This is a genomic window from Pedobacter punctiformis (assembly GCF_027213715.1).
GTDB classification, from domain to species: Bacteria; Bacteroidota; Bacteroidia; order Sphingobacteriales; family Sphingobacteriaceae; genus Pedobacter; species Pedobacter punctiformis.
In genome coordinates this window covers 64,240-83,537 of sequence record NZ_JAPWGM010000001.1, presented here as the reverse complement: position 1 = coordinate 83,537, position 19,298 = coordinate 64,240, and the positions used below count along the sequence as shown (strand labels likewise).

General features: G+C 37.4%; 19 protein-coding genes. 3 read left to right on the top strand and 16 right to left on the bottom strand.

Features of this window, described 5'->3' with window-relative positions; all coding sequences use genetic code 11:
* Positions 1-12: 12 nt before the first annotated feature.
* The 14 genes from O0955_RS00350 to O0955_RS00285 all read right to left on the bottom strand — a co-directional run bounded on the left by O0955_RS00350 (position 13) and on the right by O0955_RS00285 (position 14,356).
* Positions 13-1,518 carry an ATP-binding cassette domain-containing protein gene (locus O0955_RS00350; protein WP_269425554.1) on the bottom strand — a complete coding sequence of 502 codons (1,506 nt, stop codon included), beginning with the start codon at positions 1,516-1,518 and terminating at the stop codon, positions 13-15.
* Positions 1,518-2,102: a 3-isopropylmalate dehydratase small subunit gene (leuD, locus tag O0955_RS00345; protein WP_269425553.1), complete on the bottom strand. Its 585-nt coding sequence runs from the start codon at positions 2,100-2,102 to the stop codon at positions 1,518-1,520. Before leuD ends, O0955_RS00350 begins: the two co-directional genes overlap by 1 nt.
* Before the next feature lie 20 nt (positions 2,103-2,122).
* Positions 2,123-2,890 (bottom strand): class I SAM-dependent methyltransferase, encoded by a 768-nt coding sequence (locus tag O0955_RS00340; RefSeq protein WP_269425552.1) that lies wholly within the window; start codon positions 2,888-2,890, stop codon positions 2,123-2,125.
* A gap of 12 nt (positions 2,891-2,902) precedes the next feature.
* Positions 2,903-3,196, bottom strand: coding sequence for an antibiotic biosynthesis monooxygenase family protein (locus O0955_RS00335; protein ID WP_269425551.1), 294 nt, complete (start codon positions 3,194-3,196; stop codon positions 2,903-2,905).
* An 87-nt stretch (positions 3,197-3,283) separates the two neighbouring features.
* Positions 3,284-4,690, bottom strand: a complete 1,407-nt coding sequence (gene leuC / locus O0955_RS00330) for a 3-isopropylmalate dehydratase large subunit (protein WP_269425550.1) — start codon at positions 4,688-4,690, stop codon at positions 3,284-3,286.
* A gap of 74 nt (positions 4,691-4,764) precedes the next feature.
* Positions 4,765-6,246, bottom strand: a complete 1,482-nt coding sequence (gene ilvC, locus O0955_RS00325) for a ketol-acid reductoisomerase (RefSeq protein ID WP_269425549.1) — start codon at positions 6,244-6,246, stop codon at positions 4,765-4,767.
* A gap of 63 nt (positions 6,247-6,309) precedes the next feature.
* Positions 6,310-6,771 (bottom strand): DinB family protein, encoded by a 462-nt coding sequence (locus O0955_RS00320; protein ID WP_269425548.1) that lies wholly within the window; start codon positions 6,769-6,771, stop codon positions 6,310-6,312.
* Positions 6,772-6,790: 19 nt separating this feature from the next.
* Positions 6,791-7,213 carry a glyoxalase superfamily protein gene (locus tag O0955_RS00315; protein ID WP_269426587.1) on the bottom strand — a complete coding sequence of 141 codons (423 nt, stop codon included), beginning with the start codon at positions 7,211-7,213 and terminating at the stop codon, positions 6,791-6,793.
* Positions 7,214-7,226: 13 nt separating this feature from the next.
* Positions 7,227-7,862 (bottom strand): acetolactate synthase small subunit, encoded by a 636-nt coding sequence (gene ilvN, locus O0955_RS00310; RefSeq protein WP_269425547.1) that lies wholly within the window; start codon positions 7,860-7,862, stop codon positions 7,227-7,229.
* Positions 7,863-7,887: 25 nt separating this feature from the next.
* Positions 7,888-9,642 carry a biosynthetic-type acetolactate synthase large subunit gene (gene ilvB / locus O0955_RS00305; RefSeq protein WP_269425546.1) on the bottom strand — a complete coding sequence of 585 codons (1,755 nt, stop codon included), beginning with the start codon at positions 9,640-9,642 and terminating at the stop codon, positions 7,888-7,890.
* A gap of 22 nt (positions 9,643-9,664) precedes the next feature.
* Positions 9,665-10,234, bottom strand: a complete 570-nt coding sequence (locus O0955_RS00300) for an ORF6N domain-containing protein (protein WP_269425545.1) — start codon at positions 10,232-10,234, stop codon at positions 9,665-9,667.
* Between the two features lie 48 nt (positions 10,235-10,282).
* Positions 10,283-11,962 carry a dihydroxy-acid dehydratase gene (gene ilvD, locus O0955_RS00295; protein ID WP_269425544.1) on the bottom strand — a complete coding sequence of 560 codons (1,680 nt, stop codon included), beginning with the start codon at positions 11,960-11,962 and terminating at the stop codon, positions 10,283-10,285.
* Between the two features lie 248 nt (positions 11,963-12,210).
* Positions 12,211-13,101 (bottom strand): branched-chain-amino-acid transaminase, encoded by an 891-nt coding sequence (gene ilvE / locus O0955_RS00290; protein WP_269425543.1) that lies wholly within the window; start codon positions 13,099-13,101, stop codon positions 12,211-12,213.
* Positions 13,102-13,606: 505 nt separating this feature from the next.
* Positions 13,607-14,356 carry a hypothetical protein gene (locus tag O0955_RS00285; RefSeq protein ID WP_269425542.1) on the bottom strand — a complete coding sequence of 250 codons (750 nt, stop codon included), beginning with the start codon at positions 14,354-14,356 and terminating at the stop codon, positions 13,607-13,609.
* Positions 14,357-14,466: 110 nt separating this feature from the next.
* Here O0955_RS00285 and O0955_RS00280 point away from each other — a divergent pair, with 110 nt between their 5' ends.
* Entirely contained in the window at positions 14,467-15,417 is a 951-nt protein-coding gene (locus O0955_RS00280) for an alpha/beta fold hydrolase (protein WP_269425541.1), read from the top strand.
* A 61-nt stretch (positions 15,418-15,478) separates the two neighbouring features.
* Here O0955_RS00280 and atpC read toward each other — a convergent pair whose 3' ends face one another.
* Positions 15,479-15,724, bottom strand: coding sequence for an ATP synthase F1 subunit epsilon (gene atpC / locus O0955_RS00275; RefSeq protein ID WP_269425540.1), 246 nt, complete (start codon positions 15,722-15,724; stop codon positions 15,479-15,481).
* Positions 15,725-15,755: 31 nt separating this feature from the next.
* Positions 15,756-17,261 (bottom strand): F0F1 ATP synthase subunit beta, encoded by a 1,506-nt coding sequence (atpD, locus tag O0955_RS00270; RefSeq protein ID WP_131536163.1) that lies wholly within the window; start codon positions 17,259-17,261, stop codon positions 15,756-15,758.
* A 269-nt stretch (positions 17,262-17,530) separates the two neighbouring features.
* Between atpD and O0955_RS00265 the strand changes: the two genes are divergently transcribed.
* A complete protein-coding gene (locus O0955_RS00265) occupies positions 17,531-18,199 on the top strand; it encodes a DUF1266 domain-containing protein (RefSeq protein ID WP_269425539.1) in 669 nt (222 codons plus the stop codon).
* 121 nt (positions 18,200-18,320) lie between these two features.
* Positions 18,321-19,232 (top strand): SDR family oxidoreductase, encoded by a 912-nt coding sequence (locus O0955_RS00260; RefSeq protein WP_269425538.1) that lies wholly within the window; start codon positions 18,321-18,323, stop codon positions 19,230-19,232.
* The last annotated feature ends 66 nt before the right edge of the window (positions 19,233-19,298 follow it).

Here is a 19,298-nt window from a genome sequence, read left to right as displayed (position 1 = left end):
AAGCAATCTCATTTAGATAGTACGATGCAAAAGATTGCTTCGTACCTCGCAATGACGAGTTTTTGTATTTAAACTTTCGACGACTTTTACCTCGCCTTTTTCTAATAATATTCTTTTTTCTATGCAGGTTGGCAACTGCGATTCAAAATGGCCAACATAAATTAAAGTCATCCCGTTGCTGCACAATTCATCAACTAATTGGTTAAAGTGTTGTGTTTGTTGCTGATCCAAACCCTGGTAAGGTTCATCCAGAATTAAAAGCTCCGGATTTTTAATAATTGTTCTGGCCAGTAAAACCAGGCGTTGTTTGCCCAGCGGGAGGCTGTTTAATAATTCATTTTTACTTTCCGTTAATCCGAAATATTCTACAAGTGCATCAACCTGAGCACTTTTTGAATAAGGGAGTTGTTGAAATAAGCCGACTGTATCGTAAAATCCGGAAGCGATACTTTGCCAAACGGTAGAAGTTGCATCGAAATACCAATGAAGTTCTGGCGAGATTAAACCAATATGTTGTTTAATGTCCCAAATGCTTTCACCGCTTCCGCGTCTGTTGCCAAATAAATACAGTTCATTGGCGTACGATTGCGGATGATCTCCATTAACCAGGCTTAACAAGGTTGATTTTCCTGAACCATTATGCCCCTGTAACAACCATTTTTCGCCAGCTTTAACCTCCCAGTTTATATTTTTCAAAACCTGCTTCTCTCCGTAGCTGATGTTTACATCAACCATTTTAACAATGTTATTTGATGAATAAACAGGTGATTCTTTTAGGAAATCAGGGATTTTTCTATTATGCTTTTCAACAGAAACTGATGTTAAATCTCTTTTTGCAGAGGTAATTAGCTGACCATCTTTGATCTCTGCAAAACTGTGAATGGACGAAGGCAATTCTGCATCATTGGAAATCAAAATTAACTGAACGCCCTGTGAGGAAATTCCATCCAGCAAGCTATTCAAATTTTGACGGGAAGCTACATCAAGGCCGGTATAGGGCTGATCGATAATTAACAATTGTGGTTTTAACCATAAAGCTTTAACCAACTGTAATTTTTTGTGCTCACCGCTTGATAGTTCAATTAATTGAGAACTGGCAAAAGAAGAAAAGTTTAAAGCTGCTAAAATAGGTTCAACCTGATCCAGATGAAGCCCTTTTTCTTTTCCATAAGCAACCAGTTCTGCATGAACGGTTAATGTTTCTTTGGCCTGTTGACTGGTATAACGTTGCTGATAATAAAAATTTGCAACGCCTTCTAAATTTTTAAACTGATACCAGCTTTCTACAAATAAAACTTCCGCGGGCAACTTGCTTATCGGGTCGAAATCAACTTCAACGCGGCCTTGTGCAGGGATTAATCCTGCAATTACTTTTGCCAGAGAAGTTTTTCCGCTACCACTTTCTCCAAAAAGAACCCAGTTTTCGCAAACATTTATTTCCCAATACAAATCCTTCAGCACCGCTTTGTGACGATAACTTAAGTTTAGATTCTGTATGTGAACAAATGGCTTAAACATTATTTTGCTTGCTCAAATTCTTCTATTAATTGTTTTTGGTTTAAAATGAAATCGATGTCATCGTAACCATTTATTAAGCATGATTTTTTATATGGATTAATCTCAAATGATTCTTTGGCTCCGGTTTCGATAATGGTTACGGTTTGGTTTTCCAAATCAACTTCCAAAGCCGATCCAGCATTCTGATCTACTGCTCTAAAAATTTGAGCCAGGAAATCTTCACTTACCTGAATAGGCAATAAACCATTATTCAAGGCATTTCCCTTAAAAATATCGGCAAAGAAACTACTGATTACAGCATCAAAACCGGCATCCTGAATGGCCCAAGCCGCATGCTCGCGACTACTGCCACAGCCAAAGTTTTTGCCTGCAACCAGAATCTGGCCGCTGTAGGTTGGGTTGTTTAAAACGAAATCAGCTTTAGGTTGGTTGTTATTCTCGTAACGCCAATCGCGGAACAGGTTTTCGCCAAAACCGTCACGGGTGGTTGCTTTTAAAAACCTTGCAGGTATAATCTGGTCGGTATCAATATTTTCTATATTTAAAGGCACAATGGCCGATGTCAATTTTGTGAATTTTTTCATCTCGCTTTATTCTTTTTTCCTTAAGCTTTCGCTTTCCAGGCTTTTATTCTCAATCTTCTGTAATCTGCTACCCATTCGCCGTTTATAAAATAATCAGGCTTCAGGATTTCTACGGCTAGGTTTTTAATGGATTCTGCCTGTGTTGCATCTAAATTTTTAAATGCGTGCCGGGCAAATTGATTAATCCAAACATACATGCCTTCTTCGCCAATTAATTTGGTTGGCCTGTCAAATAACCAGGCTTGTTCCACTTCAAAACCTTTAGATTCTAATAAAGTGGTATAAGCACTTATTGAGGGGAAAAACCAAAAGTCATTAACCACCTGATCGGCCAGCCCTAATTGCTGAGCAGCTGATGCAATGGCATTCGTTATGCTTTTCACGTTTCCTTTGCCTCCAAATTCAGCAACTAATCGTCCGCCAGATTTTAAGCTTCTAAATAAACCTTCAACCAATGCCGGCTGATTTTCAATCCAGTGGAAAGTTGCATTACTGAAAATAGCATCGAAGTTTTCACTGTAATGGAGTTTTGTTCCATCAACAACTTCAAAAGTTAGTTCAGGATGGGCCAGCTTAGCATTAGCAATCATATCAGCAGATGCATCTGTTCCTAAAACAATGGCCCCGGAAGCAGCAATTTGCGCTGCCAGCTGACCGGTTCCGCAACCTACATCTAAAATATGTTCATTTGCTTTTGGCGCCAGCCATTGCAATACATCCGCTCCGTAATCCGATACGAAGTGATGTTGTTTGTCGTATAATGTTGCATCCCAAACTATTTCTGGCATAACTTTTTGTTTTTAGTATTCTACTTCTATATAATGTTCAACGGTTGGAAAAGGATCATAAAAATGATGAAGTAATTTTTTCCAATCCTGATATTCTGGTGATGTTCTGAAACCCTTTGTATGGGCTTCTAAAGTTTCCCAACGAACCAGTAAAATATATTTATCCTCTGTTTCGATACATTTTTGAAGCTGATGTGAAATGTAACCACTCATGGAGCAGATAATTTTTTCAGCTTCTTTAAAAGCTTTCTCAAAATCAACTGACAATCCACTTTTTACATTTAATATGGCAACTTCTAAAATCATATTTTTAAATTTCGATCATTGTCATTTTGAGGAACGAAGAATCTATAAACGTTAGGCAGATGCTTCCTTCGTCAGCATGACAATAGATTAAACCTTTTCTAATAATTCCCTTACATCCGTAATTTTTCCGGTAACTGCTGCTGCTGCTGCGGTTAACGGGCTTGCCAGCAGGGTGCGTGCATTTTGCCCTTGTCTGCCTTCAAAATTCCTGTTGGAAGTAGAAACACAATATTTACCTGCCGGAATTTTATCTTCATTCATTCCTAAACATGCACTGCAACCTGGTTCACGCAATTGGAAACCTGCCGCTTCGAAAATTTTGTCCAAACCTTCATTTTTAGCCTGCTGTTCTACCTGTTTCGAACCTGGAACAATCCAAACCGTAACATGATCAGCTTTGCGTTTATCTTTTACAAAATCAGCTACTTCACGTAAATCTTCAATACGCGAATTGGTACAACTGCCAATAAAAACATAATCAACAGGTTTTCCGATTAATGAAGTATCATCATCAAAACCCATATAATCCAAAGCTTTTTGGTAAGAGAGTTTTTCTTTCTCAGGTTGTGCATTGGTAGCAGGAATATGCTCCTGAATGCCCATGCCCATGCCTGGGTTGGTTCCGTAGGTAATCATTGGGGCAATGTCTGCAGCATCGAAAGTTAAAACACTATCAAATTTTGCATCGGCATCGCTATATAAAGTTTTCCAGTAAGCCAAAGCTTTATCCCATTCAGCATCTGCAGGGGCAAACTCACGGCCTTTGATATAATCGAATGTAATCTGATCAGGTGCAATTAATCCACCTCTGGCACCCATTTCTATACTCATGTTGCAAATGGTCATACGGGCTTCCATACTTAAAGCCTCAATAGCCGAACCTGCATATTCAATAAAATAACCTGTACCACCGGCAGCAGATATTTTAGAGATGATGTATAAAATGATGTCTTTTGCAGAAACTCCTTTACCTAATTGTCCGTTAACTTCAATTTTCATGGTTTTAGGTTTCTGTTGCAACAAACACTGTGTTGCAAAAACCTGTTCAACCTGCGAGGTACCAATACCAAAAGCAATGGCTCCAAAAGCACCATGTGTAGAGGTGTGACTATCGCCGCAAACCATTGTTTTTCCTGGCAGGGTAATGCCCAACTCAGGACCGATTACGTGTACAATTCCCTGGAAAGGATGACCCAAGCCGTATAATTCGATACCGAATTCTGCACAGTTTTTTGTGAGCATGTCTACCTGATAACGGGAAAGTTCTTCCTTAATCGGCAACAGCTGGTTTAACGTAGGTACATTATGATCAGCCGTTGCAACGGTTTGTTTTGGACGAAAAACAGGTAATCCTCTTTTACGCAAGCCATCAAAAGCCTGTGGAGAAGTTACCTCGTGTATTAAGTGTGTATCAATGTATAAAATATCAGGAAATCCTTCTTCACTTTTTACAACGTGTGCATCCCAAATTTTTTCTACTAATGTTTTCGACATTTTGTTTTTATTTAATGTTAGTCAATCCGGGCTTATCTAGATTTCTTTGATAAGTCCGGATTGACATTTTATTTTTATGCTGTTTTAATCGCTTTCATTGCAGTCATTGCTTTTCTCAATGTTGCGCCGATAATTTCAACTTCATGGTTACGGATTACATCATTTACCGCAATTAAAGTTCTGTTATCTACGGCACCATCTTTACCTTCGTTAAAGTTTTTACCTACTAAATCGGTATCTACTTTTTTCATAAAATCGCCCAGTAGTGGTTTACAAGCCTGATCAAACAGGTAACAACCGTATTCAGCGGTATCAGAAATTACGCGGTTCATTTCGAATAACTTTTTACGGGCAATGGTATTTGCAATAAGTGGCGTTTCGTGTAATGATTCGTAGTAAGCAGATTCTGGTTTAATACCTGCCTGAACCATCGTTTCGAAAGCAAGTTCAACACCTGCTCTAACAAAAGCAACCATTAAAGTATAATTGTCAAAATATTCCTGTTCGCCAATTTTAACATCGCCCGCAGGTGTTTTTTCGAAAGCAGTTTCGCCAGTTTCAGCTCTCCATGCCAACAGGTTTTTATCACCATTAGCCCAGTCTTCCATCATGGTTTTACTAAACTCACCACTCATAATATCATCCTGGTGTTTTTGGAACAATGGACGCATAATGTCTTTCAATTCTTCAGAAATTTCAAAAGCTTTGATTTTTGCAACATTACTTAATCGATCCATCATTGCCGTAATACCACCTTGTTTTAGGGCTTCGGTAATTACTTCAACACCATATTGAACCAATTTAGATGCATAACCAGCCTCGATTCCTTTTTCAACCATTTTATCGAAAGATAAGATAGAACCCGTTTGCAACAATCCGCAAAGAATAGTTTGCTCGCCCATCAAATCAGATTTTACTTCAGCTACAAAAGATGATTTTAAAACACCAGCTCTGTGACCACCGGTACCAACGCAGTAAGCTTTAGCCTGTGCTAAACCTTTGCCCTGAGGGTCATTTTCAGGGTGAACAGCAATTAAAGTTGGTACACCGAAGCCTCTCACATATTCTGCTCTAACTTCACTGCCCGGGCATTTTGGAGCAACCATAATTACGGTTAAGTCTTTACGGATTTGCATACCTTCTTCCACAATGTTAAAGCCATGCGAATACAATAAAGTAGCACCTTCTTTCATCAAAGGCATAATTGCATTCACAACCGCAGTATGTTGCTTATCCGGTGTAAGGTTAATTACTACATCCGCATTTGGGATAAGTTCTTCATAAGTGCCAACTGTAAAATTGTTTTCAGTTGCATTTTTCCATGAATCTCTTTTACCTTCAATAGCTTCCTTACGTAAGGTATAGCTTACATCTAAACCACTATCTCTTAAGTTCAAACCTTGATTCAGGCCTTGTGCACCACAACCTACAACGACAAGTTTTTTGCCTTTTAGTGCGTTAACGCCATCTAAAAATTCAGAACTGTCCATGAAATCGCAAACACCAAGCTGGTTTAATTTTTCTCTAAGCGGTAGTGTGTTAAAATAATTTGACATCGTTTTATCGGTTAATTTCTATTTATTATCGGTTTATATTTTTTAATTACGGTATTCGTTTTTTTAAATCACTTTCTTCAGTGCCCATGCATAGCCATAATGCAGGTTATCATGACCAATAGTAGTAATGAGGATTTCCTCTACACTATTCAATTGTGTACCATAAGTTGAGGTTGCGAATGGGGTTATATCAGGAAATACACCATTTGCATAATCTTCTTTTATTTTGTTGATGCTTTCTAATGCAATCGCCTTTAGTTCGTCCACTTCTTCTTTAGAAACGGTGTAAGTTGGCCGGGTATCTTTTTTGTAGTACTCGTTAAACTTCACTAAGCCTGCATCCTGTAGTATTCCGGTCCTCACGTAGCAAAGGGTTTGCGTACTTACCACGATGTGCCCAAAATTCCAAATGATGTTATTGTTGTAGCCATCCGGAATTTTATTTAATTGTTCGATGGTTAAACTATCTACCAATTGAATAAATGCCTTTCGCGAGTTTATTATAAATTCAAATACCTGATTCATTATATTTCTTCTTGTAATTTTAGTCTTGCAATTCTGATTTTTCGGCTTTGCTTAACTCCTCATTAAATGATATTTTATTGTTAAAAGGATCATTAACAGTAACACACCAGGTTCCGTAAAATGTTTTTTCTAAACCCGGTCGGTTGTATTTATACTTTTTGTCAGTAATCGATTTATGAAATGCTTTTAAACCAGTACAGTCAACATACAAATGTGTTCCCGGTGTTCCATCACCGTGGTGCTCACTTAAATGTAATTCTATCCCTGCAAAAGAAACCTGCATATAAACCGGGGTATTTTCTTCAAAATGATGCTCCCAGTCTATTTTAAAACCCAACCAGTTTACATAAAACTCAATTGCTTTATTGTAATCGAATATTCTTAAAACCGGTATTGCTTTATTGCATTTCATATTTTTACAGGTCTTGCTTTCAGCTTTTATTATTACTGCTCAACTACATGGTAAATATTTTCTCGCCTTTTTCTAAAAACTCGTTTTCTATGAGTTCTTCACCAGGTTCAAAAGCTTCAAATTCTTTCAGTTTTTCGTGGAAACCAGCGCTGTCTTTAATAATGGCAACTCTTGCACTGCGTACAAACTCAATCAGCTCATAAGGTTCTAAAGCTTTTATCAAAGCATCGGTTTCTTCTTTATGCCCGGTTACTGCAAAAACAGTATAATCTTTACGAATCACTACGGCGCTTGCACCATACTGTCTCAATAATCTTTCTACCGTTACTTTCTCTGCTATTTCATCTGTCGAAACTTTATAAAGAGCCAGTTCCTGCCAGATAATTTCGTCATTAGTGTTGAAGTAAACTTTCAATACCTCGATCTGTTTTTCAATCTGACGGGCTAATTTTCTCACCACTTCATAACCTTCATGGATCACGATATTGAAACGATGGATCCTGTCAATTTCAGAAGGAGAGGTGTTTAAACTCTCAATGTTGATTTTTCTTTTCGAAAATATAATCGCAATCCTGTTTAATAAACCAATGCGGTTTTCTGCATAAACCGTTATGGTATATTCTTCTTTGCCATCAACTAGAGGGGCATTTTTGTTTTGTAAATGATCTATTGTACTCATTTTATTTTCTCTTTATAACCCGCAATTATTTTAATCTGATTTCGCTAACGCTGCAACCTTGTGGTACCATTGGGAAAACGTTGTTTTCTCTTCCAACCATAACTTCTAATAAATAAGAACCCTCGTGGTTAATCATGGTTTCCAGTGCAGCTCTTAAATTTGCACGCTCATTAACCATCTGTCCATCAATGTAGTAAGATTTGGCAAGTGCTACAAAATCAGGACTTGTAATGTTTACGAAAGAATAACGTTTTTCGTGGAATAGCTGTTGCCACTGGCGCACCATGCCCAGGAAGCGGTTATTTAAAATCAGAATTTTTACTGCTGCACCAAATTGCATAATGGTACCCAGCTCTTGTGGTGTCATCTGGAAACCACCATCACCAATAATGGCGATAACAGTTTTATCAGGAGCACCGTATTTGGCACCTATTGCTGCCGGCAAACCAAAACCCATAGTTCCTAAACCGCCAGAAGTAATGTTGCTTCGGGTATTGTTAAATTTAGCATAACGACAGGCAACCATTTGATGCTGACCAACATCGGTTACAATCACGGCGTTGCCACCACAAATTTCATTGATGTTGCGCAATACTTCGCCCATTGTCATTTCATCACCTTCCGGGTAAAGTTCAGGCGTAATTACCTGATCTATTTCCTGCTGGTTATAGTCTCTGAACTTTGCCAACCAATCTTCGTGTTTATTTTCATTAACCAAATTGGTCAATAGGGGAAGGGTTTCTTTACAATCCCCCCAAACACCAACATCTGCCTTAACATTTTTATCAATTTCAGCAGGATCAATATCTAAGTGAACAATCTTAGCCTGTTTAGCATATTTATCCAAGCGACCGGTTACGCGGTCATCGAAACGCATTCCGATGGCGATAATTACATCTGCTTCATTTGTTAAAACATTTGGGCCATAGTTTCCATGCATACCCAACATACCAACATTCAGAGGGTGAGAAGTTGGAATGGCGCCCTCGCCCATAATTGTCCAGGCAGCTGGAATACCACTTTTGTTGATAAAGGCTTTAAATTCCTCTTCGGCTTTGCCTAAAACAACGCCTTGTCCGAATAATATGAATGGTTTTTTTGCAGTATTAATTAATGCGGCGGCCTGCTCAATAAATTCTACTCTTACCTTTGGTTTCGGACGGTAGCTGCGGATGTGATTACATTTTACATATTCAGGAAATTCCTCAATTTGTAATTGTGCATTTTTAGTAATATCGATTAAAACCGGGCCTGGTCTTCCACTTTTTGCAATGTAAAAAGCCTTAGCCAAAACCTCCGGAATTTCTTTTGCATCAGTAACCTGATAGTTCCATTTGGTAACAGGTGTGGTAATGTTAATCACATCTGTTTCCTGAAAAGCATCTGTACCCAATAAATGAGCAAAAACTTGTCCGGTGATACAAACCAGTGGTGTACTGTCAATTTGTGCATCAGCCAAACCGGTAACCAGATTGGTGGCACCGGGTCCGCTCGTTGCGAAGACAACGCCTACTTCGCCACTTGCTCTTGCAAAACCCTGAGCAGCATGAATACCACCTTGCTCATGGCGAACCAAAATGTGTTGTAATTTATCGGCATAATCGTAAAGGGCATCATAAATTGGCATGATTGCACCACCCGGATAACCAAAAATTGTGGTTACGCCTTCCTCAATTAATCCATTCAATAAAACCTGAGAACCGGATCCCTTGAATAATTTTTTTGAGGTTTCTGCCTTAACCTCTTTATTTTCGATTGTAATATCTTGTGCAGTTTCCATAATTATGTTTTTGCTGGTTCTATTATTCTTTAATTTTAAACCCAATTTTCTCTCTGTCTTTCCACTTTAATTGAGCAATTTTCTCGTCTATTAAATTTTCCATTGCATCATAAAGCTCATTTAGCTGAACATCATGTTCACCAATCCGTTCTTTAATTTCTGTTAGTTGTTCGTTAACATTGCTTTGCTTCAACAAAATTTTCCGAACATCAACAAAAACCCTCATAATGGCGATGTTCATATTAATCGCCTTATCACTCTTCAAAACACCACTTAGCATAGCTACGCCTTGTTCGGTAAAAGCAAATGGCGTTATAATCGTATTTCTTTTATTCTGGTTTATCATCACAATTTGAGATGATGGGTTTAACGTTTCTTCATATGCGGTCACAATTTGTGACCGCATACTGTGCCACTCATTCGGAGAAAGCCGGAACATAAAATCATCTGGAAAACGCTTTATATTTCGTTTTACTGCCTGATTTAATACCTTGGTTTCAACTTCGTATAAACTTGCCAGATCGAAATCCAACATTACTCTTTCACCCCTTATTATATAAATTCTACTCTCAATGCTTTTAATAATTTGCATATCGCATTCATTTAAATGTTAATTTATCGTCGGGATGGCTTTAATATTCTATTCGTCTGTAACACAACCGCTTGCTGCATCTGAAACGGTTTTTGCATATTTGTATAAAACTCCTTTAGTGACTTTTAAAGCAGGTTGCTTCCAGTTATTTCTGCGTTCAGCAATCACTTCTTCGCTAACTTGTAAGCTTATAATGTTATTTACCGCATCAATCAAAATCGGATCATCATCCTGTACCAGTCCAATTAAACCACCATCATATGACTCAGGTGTAATATGGCCCACCACAAAACCATGTGTACCACCGGAAAAGCGACCATCTGTAATCAGCGCAACTGATTTACCTAATCCTGCACCAATAATAGCCGAAGTTGGTTTTAACATTTCAGGCATACCTGGAGCACCTTTAGGGCCTTCGTTTTTAATTACAATTACATCACCTGGTTTTACACGGCCGTTTGATATTCCTGCAATTAAGTCGTGCTCACCATCAAATACACGTGCCGGACCTTCAAATTTTTCTCCTTCTTTACCACTGATTTTAGCAACAGAACCTTTTTCTGCCAGATTTCCATAAAGAATTTGTAAGTGACCTGTAGCTTTAATAGGCTCACTTAATTTTTGGATAATTTTCTGGTTATAATCCATAACTGATTTAACGTCAGCCAGGTTCTCTGCTAAAGTTTTACCCGTTACGGTTAAGCAGTCGCCATGTAATAAACCTTCATTTAGCAAATATTTTAACACTGCCGGAATGCCTCCATATTGGTGTAAATCCTGCATCAAATATTTTCCGCTTGGTTTAAAATCGGCTAAAACCGGGGTTTCGTCACTCATCCGCTGGAAATCATCTTGCGTAATTTCGACGCCAATTGCTTTACCCATTGCTATAAAATGCAATACTGCATTTGTACTTCCACCTAAAATGATAATAGAACGAATGGCATTTTCAAATGCTTTTCTCGTCATAATATCAGATGGCTTGATGTCTTTTTCTAATAATATTTTGATGTATTTTCCTGCATTAAGACATTCTTTTTTCTTTTCTTCACTTATTGCAGGATTAGAAGAAGAATAAGGTAAGCTCATACCTAAAGCTTCGATTGCCGATGCCATTGTATTCGCTGTGTACATACCACCGCAAGCGCCTGCGCCCGGGCAAGTATGTTTGATGATGCCTGTATAATCTTCATCAGAAAGATTTCCGCAAATTTTTTGACCTAAAGCCTCAAATGCTGAAACAATGTTTAATTCTTCTCCTTTGTAATGGCCCGGTGCAATTGTACCTCCGTAAACCATAATGGAAGGACGATCTAAACGGGCCATCGCCATAATGGCTCCAGGCATGTTTTTATCGCAACCCGGAATGGCAATTACACCATCGTAATATTGTCCACCACAAATGGTTTCAATACTGTCTGCAATAACATCACGGCTTACCAAAGAGTAGCGCATGCCATCTGTGCCGTTACTCATTCCATCACTCACACCAATGGTATTAAAAATCAAACCCACTAAATCATTTGCCCAAACCCCTTTTTTGACATCTTTTGCAAGGTCATTTAAGTGCATGTTGCAGGTGTTACCATCGTAACCCATGCTTGCAATACCAACCTGTGCTTTTTGCATATCGGCATCGGTTAATCCGATTCCGTAAAGCATAGCTTGTGCCGCAGGTTGTGTTGGGTCTTGTGTAAATGTTTTACTGTACTTGTTTAATTCGCTCATTGTTTAATATGTAATGTTCTGGTTGTGTTTTGTTCGTTTTTGGGGCAAAAAAAAACCGCCTCGTTTCGGAGGCGGTTTCGATATTGTATATTTTTCTATTATACGCAACGATTTCCACCTCTATTTCTAGAAATGACAATAATCAGGTTGCTAATAATGTTTGTATTAAAATTCATGTCTTTGACTGTGAATCACAAACATACTAACTTATTGAAAAAATCAAAGAACTATTTGAAAAAAATAAAATATTATATAATCACTTCATAGTTAACCTTTTCTAAAACAAGGTTCTTGTACGCACGCTGAATGGTATAGCCTAAAGATTCGCGCCAAAGTGGACGATAAACTGTATCGTCAATTGATGCAATACCTGCAATTTCGGTTGCTGTTCCACATAAGAAAGCACTATCAGCGGATTTTAGATCTTCTACGGTAAGTTGTTTTTCAACGCACTCTATATCCAGTACCGCACAAAGTTCTTTAACAGTTGCCCGGGTAATTCCTGGTAGAATATTTCCTAAGGATGGCGTATACAATTTGTTGTTTTTTTCGATGAAGATGTTTGCACCTGATGCCTCAGCAACAAATCCATTCATATCCAAAAGTAAAGCCTCGTCATAACCTTTTATGTTGGCTGCAGTAGTCGCTAAGATCGAGTTTACGTAGTTTCCGCTCAATTTCGCTTCCATTGGAGTCGATTTTGGGTTTGGTCTTTGATAATCAGAAACGGTTAAGTTTAATAATTTATTTCCCGAATAAGCATCCCATTCCCAGGCGCAAATTAAAATCGAAACACCACTTGGCACATTCAACTTCATGTTTGGGTGGCAAAAAACCAATGGACGGATATAAGCATCTTTCAACTTGTTTAATTGCAATAGTTTATAGGTTGCTGCAATCAATTCGTTTTTATCCCAGGGAAATGGAATATTGGCCAGCTGGCATGAACGTTCAAGGCGATCAAAGTGAGCTGCAGCTTTAAATATACGGTTGCCATTGTGTGTTTTGTAGGCTCTTATTCCTTCAAAAGCGGCATAACCATAGTGTAACGACTGGCCGTAAAGATCAGTGCTACTATCAACAGCTTTTTCAAACCGCCCGTCAAGGTAAATGATCGTGTTAGAATTATAATATTTCATTATACACGTGTTTTGTTGTTTAAAAAAAGCGCCTCTTTGTGGGAGGCGCTCGCTTATATTTTAATTTTAAAAATTATTTAAACTGCGCCTGCTTTTTACCCAATAAAATATTTAGGAGTAAGAGGTTAACTAGAATGACAGGCAACAACACAATATTTCTAACTGCATTTGCAGTAGAATTTATTGAATTTATGTTGCTTTGAATGGTCATTGCTTTATTCATTTGTTTATAAAACCAATTTAGTTTTTGGTCTATAAATAAGCAAGGGAAATTAAAAAAAAATGAAATAAGAATATAATTCTGTTTTCTTAATTAAAACAGTGTAAATATTTTGAATTTAAGCTGTGATGGTGATTTAATGCCGACCGTTGTATACCAAATATCAAATCGGTATACGGTATAAATATTATGCTTGCATTATAAATTATCTTATTTTCGGCGTAAAATGGATTTATTTAAGTAAAAAATGGATTTTTAAACCCGGAATACGGCTAATTTTTTAGGTTAATGTTTAGATAATAATGCCTTAAAATCGGGCTTTTTGTAACCCATCATTTTCATGCCGTAAAACCACCGGTCTGGGATGCTGATTAAGGTGCCTTCAAATTCGTATCCCGGTAAAAGTCTGGAAAAGAAATTTTCCTTTCTTAAAAGTTTTTCCAATTTAGCCAAAGAGGAGGCGCTAAGTTTTTGATAATAAGGCTCTATCAGGTTTTGTTCTTTTAACAATAGATTTCCATCCCAGATTTCGGCATTTTTTCCGGTTAACGGTTTTTTTTGTTCGTAAAGTAATTTAAGGTCAATCCATATATCATCAAAAATAATCCGGTTTCCATCATAAACAAAAGATTGTATCTCTGCGTTTGAGCTTCCGGTAATTTGTGCAGCATTGGTTAGCAAATTCTCTAGCTTTTTTGTGGTTAAGGCTGCTGCAAATCCCCATCTGGTTTCAAAACCTGCTGAATCGGTTTGCTGTTGAAACCATTTATAAAAATCAGATCGCTGCGAAATGCTGCCATATTCCTTAAAACCATCTGTTTTTTCAATATTTATTTTGTTGGCATTGCCCCATATCCTATTGTTTTTCTGTCTGTCCACTTTTAGCCAATGACCATCCATTCCATCATGCTTTCCTTGCAGATGTGCATTCAGGTAATCCGCTAAAGATTCATATTCAATAAAGCAAGCAGCCCGTATTCCGGTAAAAGAGAGTATAAGCAATAATAGAAAGAATAGCCTTTTGCCTGAAACCATATTGTATCAATCTGTTTATTGCTGATATACGATAAATATAACGTTTGAGTTGCTTAATTTTATTTATTGATCGCATAATACTAACCGGAATTAACAATTAATATTAAATTATGAAAAAGATTCACGTTCTATTAATAGTTGCAACTACCTTGTTTAATTGTTGTTCTCCAGCTGATTCTTCAAAAAACATTAAAAGAGGAGCGCAAACGTTTTTAACTTCTGATGGCATAAAATTAGCCGTAAAAGTGGCGGGTAATGGTCCGGTTTGCATTTATATTCATGGCGGACCGGGGCAGGATTACCTTTCTTTCGAAAAAATGGGTGGTTCAGATCTTGAAAAATGTTTTACCATGGTTTATGTAGATCAAAGAGGTTCAGGGCATTCGCAAAATGCAAAAGATTACAGCCTGGACAGGGTAATTAAAGATATTGAAGAACTTAGAATTAAGCTCGGCCTGAATAAAGTGTATGTACTCAGCCATTCGTTTGGCGGTGTATTAGCTGTAAATTATGCATACCAATACCCTGAGCATTTATCAGGTTTAATCTTAGCAAATTCAACGGCTTATTTTATAGGACCAAAAACCTTGCAGGAACAAATTCAGTATGGGTACCATCTTTTAAAAAAGGACACTATAATTAAAGAGGATAAATTGAATTTACTCATTCAGCAAGTAACGGATGTAAGAAAAAAGTTGAGTGCGGTAAAGCTTGGCTATAAATTAATTGCAGATGATGTGAATACGATCATTAAAATGGATAGTATAGAATCTTCTTACAAACGAACTTCTGATTATGGTATGGAAGTTTTTATACCTTTAATAGACAGTACAAAAACAAAAAAATACCCGGAGTATTATAAAAATTATGCACCAATTACTGCTGAGATAAAAGTACCGGCTTTAATTATTTCAGGTAAGCATGATTACGCCATTGGCCCTGATTATTATAAAAACTATAAATTTCCGGATATTAAAGTTATTGAAATCGATGGATCGCACATGCTTTATTATGAAAAAAACAAAGAATTTATCTCTGCTCTGTGCAATTTTATTAAGTAGGAGGAAATAAAAAAGCCTCCTGATTTACATCGGGAGGCTTTCCAAAATAAGTTGATTGTATTTAAGCAATACCTTCTGCCAATACCACAATTTTATTGTGGATGACTTCTACAACGCCGCCTTTAATAAAAAAGCGTTCTTCGTCGGTTTTATTGCCTTTGATAATAACTTCTCCATCTTCTAAAGTTGAGATGATAGGCGCATGGTCTTTCAAAATTTGAAAAGAACCCAAAGTACCCGGAACAGTAACTGCTGTTACTTCACCTTCGTAAACTTTTTTATCCGGAGTTAATATTTCTAAATTCATCTTTTATAAATTGAGTATCAGTATCCTGATACTAGTTATTCGCTTCTGCTAATAATTTTTTACCTTTTTCGATGGCATCTTCGATGCTACCAACCAAGTTAAATGCAGCTTCAGGATACTCATCAACTTCACCGTCCATAATCATGTTAAATGCTTTGATGGTATCTTTAATGTCAACCAACACCCCTTTTAAGCCTGTAAATTGCTCGGCTACGTGGAAAGGCTGAGATAAGAAACGTTGAACACGGCGTGCTCTGTGTACAGTTAATTTATCTTCTTCAGATAATTCATCCATACCTAAGATCGCGATGATATCTTGTAATTCTTTATAACGTTGTAAAATTTCCTTAACACGTTGAGCAGTGTTGTAATGCTCATCACCTAATACTGCTGGTGACAAAATACGTGATGTAGAATCTAATGGATCCACCGCAGGATAGATACCAAGCTCAGAGATTTTACGTGATAATACAGTTGTTGCATCTAAGTGGGCAAAAGTTGTTGCCGGAGCCGGGTCAGTTAAATCATCCGCAGGAACGTAAACGGCCTGTACTGAAGTAATTGAACCACGTTTTGTTGAAGTAATACGCTCTTGCATTAAACCCATCTCAGTAGCCAGTGTTGGTTGGTAACCTACTGCCGAAGGCATACGGCCTAATAATGCCGATACCTCAGAACCTGCCTGAGTAAAACGGAAGATGTTATCCACGAAGAAAAGGATATCTTTTCCAGCGCCTTCGCCATCACCATCGCGGAAATATTCAGCAACAGTTAAACCTGATAATGCCACACGTGCACGTGCACCAGGAGGCTCGTTCATTTGACCGAATACCAGTGTTGCTTTACTATCTTTTAATTTTTCAGTATCAACAGCTTTCAAATCCCATCCGCCTTTTTCCATTGAGTGTAAAAACTCATCACCATAGTTGATTACACCTGATTCGATAAACTCACGAAGTAAATCATTACCCTCACGAGTACGCTCACCAACACCCGCAAATACTGATAAACCAGCGTAAGCTTTAGCGATGTTGTTTACCAACTCCATGATTAATACTGTTTTACCTACACCAGCACCACCAAATAATCCAATTTTACCACCTTTTGCATAAGGCTCTAATAAATCGATTACTTTAATACCTGTGAAAAGTACTTCAGTTTCTGTTGATAAATCTTCGAACTTAGGAGGGGTAGCGTGGATAGGATTACCGTTGCTGTTATCTAAAGTATTGATACCATCAATAGCTTCTCCAACTACGTTAAATAAACGACCTTTTATCTGATCGCCAATTGGCATTTTAATCGCTGAACCAGTGTCAACTACTTCCATTCCACGAACTAAACCATCAGTAGAGTCCATTGCAATAGCACGTACACGGTCTTCACCTAAGTGCTGCTGAACCTCTAAAACAATTTTTTGTCCGTTTTCTTTTTTGATTTCTAATGCATCAAAAATTTTAGGTAGATGGGCATCATTAGCAAAGCTAACGTCAACCACTGGGCCGATAATTTGTGCTATTTTTCCTAAGTTAGGCATATCTGTTGTGAGTAAAATTATTACAGTCAATGAATTAAAGCTGTTTGTAAGGGCTCCAATTCGGTTGGCAAAGTTAAACTTTTCTTAACGAATTTTAAATATATTATATAAAATTTTTTAACAGTTTTTTTGAGGCAAAATTTTAGACCGGTAAAGCCATCTGTTTTAAGGTTAAACACAGGTATTAACGTTTTAATTTGCCTTAGGATTTTGGCTTAATAATTGTCCACATTTATTAGATAATCAACTGTAAACTAATAATTAAAATTATGAAAAAAACGCTTTTACACAGTTTAGCTATTGCTTTATGTGTTTCTTTTACATCTTGCGGTGGCGATAAACCTGCAGGTGAAACTAAATCTGAACAAGGCGCTAAGGCCGAATCTGATCAACTTAAGGATGATAAACTAAGCAGCTTTATGCTGGGTGGAGTTTATTTTATTGAAGGTTATGGCGGTCAAAGTGCTGTTAATGGAATGATTACAAGCAGCGAAAAGGAAGAAATAGTAGCATCTTATAAGGAGTTATTGGAGTTTCCTTTTAAACCTGGAAGTGACGCTCCTGCAATTAAAAGTACATTGAAAAGTATGTGGGGTATTAATGATAAGGAAGGTTTGATCAAAACTTTAGGAGAATTAAAATCCGGAAATGTGGAAAAAAATACCCACAGAGCGTGGGATTATGCCCGATTGGTTAATAACGCTTGTATGGGTTATGCCGCTGGTTACCTGACAAAAGAAGAGGCTGAAAAAATTATAACTGAAATTTTGCCGCTTGCTAAAAAAGATTTTAAAAATTGGGAAGATTATTATGCAGATTTTAATGCCGGAAGAAAGGCCTGGGGTGGTGATCCAGGTGGAGATAAGCGTTACGAAGATGCGTCAAAAGAAATGTTAAAGGGTGATAAAAGTATCTATCAATTATTGCCTCTAAATTAAAAAAGAGATTATTTACTCTAAATTAAACCCAAGTCTTTTAATTAAGGTTTGGGTTTTTTAGTGTTTTGAAAAATGCATTTTACTACATTTGAACCATAATTGAACATTTTTTAAGGTAGGTATGAAAACAGTTTTAGTAACCGGTAGTAATGGCCTTTTGGGACAGAAATTAACGGAGAAAATTTTAAGTGAGGGCCGGGTAAAACTTATTGCCACATCAAAAGGCGTTAACCGGTATCCTGTAAACGAAGGTTATGAATATGCCGAGTTAGATATTCTAAATTACAAACAGGTAAAAGAGGTTGTTGAAAAATACAAACCCGATGCAATAATACATACTGCTGCTATGACTAATGTAGATGTGTGTGAAGCCAATAAAGAACTTTGCCACCAACTCAATGTTGGTGCAGTTCAAAATTTGGTTTCGCTTTGCGAAGCACATGACATTCAGTTGGTTCATTTAAGTACCGATTTTGTTTTCGATGGTGCCAATGGGCCGTACACAGAAGAAGATGCTGTGAATCCTTTAAGTTATTATGGCGAATCAAAAGTTTTGGCAGAAGATTTATTAAAAAATTCTAAGGCAAAATGGACAGCTTTAAGAACAATATTGGTTTATGGTATAACGAGTGACATGAGCAGAAGTAATATTGTACTTTGGGCAAAAGGAGCACTGGAAAAAGCTTCTCCTATTAATGTGGTAAATGATCAATGGAGAATGCCAACACTTGCTGAGGATTTAGCCGAAGCTTGTTTATTGGCTGTAGAAAAAGATGCCAGAGGGATTTACAACGTTTCAGGGAAAGATTACATGAGTATTGCAGGTTTAGTGCGAAAAGTTGCCGATTATTGGTCGCTCGATAAATCGATTATCAGCGAAATAAGCTCTGAAAGTTTAAATCAAAGCGCAAAAAGACCTGTGAAAACGGGTTTTATTTTGGATAAAACGATAAAAGATTTAGGATATAATCCGCATAGTTTTGAAGAAGGGCTTAGAATTGTGGACGAGCAGATGAAGAAAGCGGGGAGTTAATGGCCCGAACCCTGAAGCCAAAACAATTGAGTGATCACAATAAAGAACAATTAATCAATTTATATA

Excerpts from the sequence above, each read along its gene's own strand:
- atpD (WP_131536163.1), bottom strand. The coding sequence starts at position 17,261 with ATGCCTAACTTAGGAAAAATAGCACAAATTATCGGCCCAGTGGTTGAC.
- O0955_RS00320 (WP_269425548.1), bottom strand. The coding sequence starts at position 6,771 with ATGAATCAGGTATTTGAATTTATAATAAACTCGCGAAAGGCATTTATT.
- O0955_RS00265 (WP_269425539.1), top strand. The coding sequence starts at position 17,531 with ATGAAAAAAACGCTTTTACACAGTTTAGCTATTGCTTTATGTGTTTCT.
- leuC (WP_269425550.1), bottom strand. The coding sequence starts at position 4,690 with ATGTCGAAAACATTAGTAGAAAAAATTTGGGATGCACACGTTGTAAAA.
- O0955_RS00335 (WP_269425551.1), bottom strand. The coding sequence starts at position 3,196 with ATGATTTTAGAAGTTGCCATATTAAATGTAAAAAGTGGATTGTCAGTT.
- ilvN (WP_269425547.1), bottom strand. The coding sequence starts at position 7,862 with ATGAGTACAATAGATCATTTACAAAACAAAAATGCCCCTCTAGTTGAT.
- O0955_RS00280 (WP_269425541.1), top strand. The coding sequence starts at position 14,467 with ATGAAAAAGATTCACGTTCTATTAATAGTTGCAACTACCTTGTTTAAT.
- O0955_RS00350 (WP_269425554.1), bottom strand. The coding sequence starts at position 1,518 with ATGTTTAAGCCATTTGTTCACATACAGAATCTAAACTTAAGTTATCGT.
- ilvD (WP_269425544.1), bottom strand. The coding sequence starts at position 11,962 with ATGAGCGAATTAAACAAGTACAGTAAAACATTTACACAAGACCCAACA.
- ilvB (WP_269425546.1), bottom strand. The coding sequence starts at position 9,642 with ATGGAAACTGCACAAGATATTACAATCGAAAATAAAGAGGTTAAGGCA.
- leuD (WP_269425553.1), bottom strand. The coding sequence starts at position 2,102 with ATGAAAAAATTCACAAAATTGACATCGGCCATTGTGCCTTTAAATATA.
- O0955_RS00340 (WP_269425552.1), bottom strand. The coding sequence starts at position 2,890 with ATGCCAGAAATAGTTTGGGATGCAACATTATACGACAAACAACATCAC.
- ilvE (WP_269425543.1), bottom strand. The coding sequence starts at position 13,101 with ATGAAATATTATAATTCTAACACGATCATTTACCTTGACGGGCGGTTT.
- atpC (WP_269425540.1), bottom strand. The coding sequence starts at position 15,724 with ATGAATTTAGAAATATTAACTCCGGATAAAAAAGTTTACGAAGGTGAA.
- O0955_RS00300 (WP_269425545.1), bottom strand. The coding sequence starts at position 10,234 with ATGCAAATTATTAAAAGCATTGAGAGTAGAATTTATATAATAAGGGGT.
- O0955_RS00260 (WP_269425538.1), top strand. The coding sequence starts at position 18,321 with ATGAAAACAGTTTTAGTAACCGGTAGTAATGGCCTTTTGGGACAGAAA.
- O0955_RS00285 (WP_269425542.1), bottom strand. The coding sequence starts at position 14,356 with ATGGTTTCAGGCAAAAGGCTATTCTTTCTATTATTGCTTATACTCTCT.
- ilvC (WP_269425549.1), bottom strand. The coding sequence starts at position 6,246 with ATGTCAAATTATTTTAACACACTACCGCTTAGAGAAAAATTAAACCAG.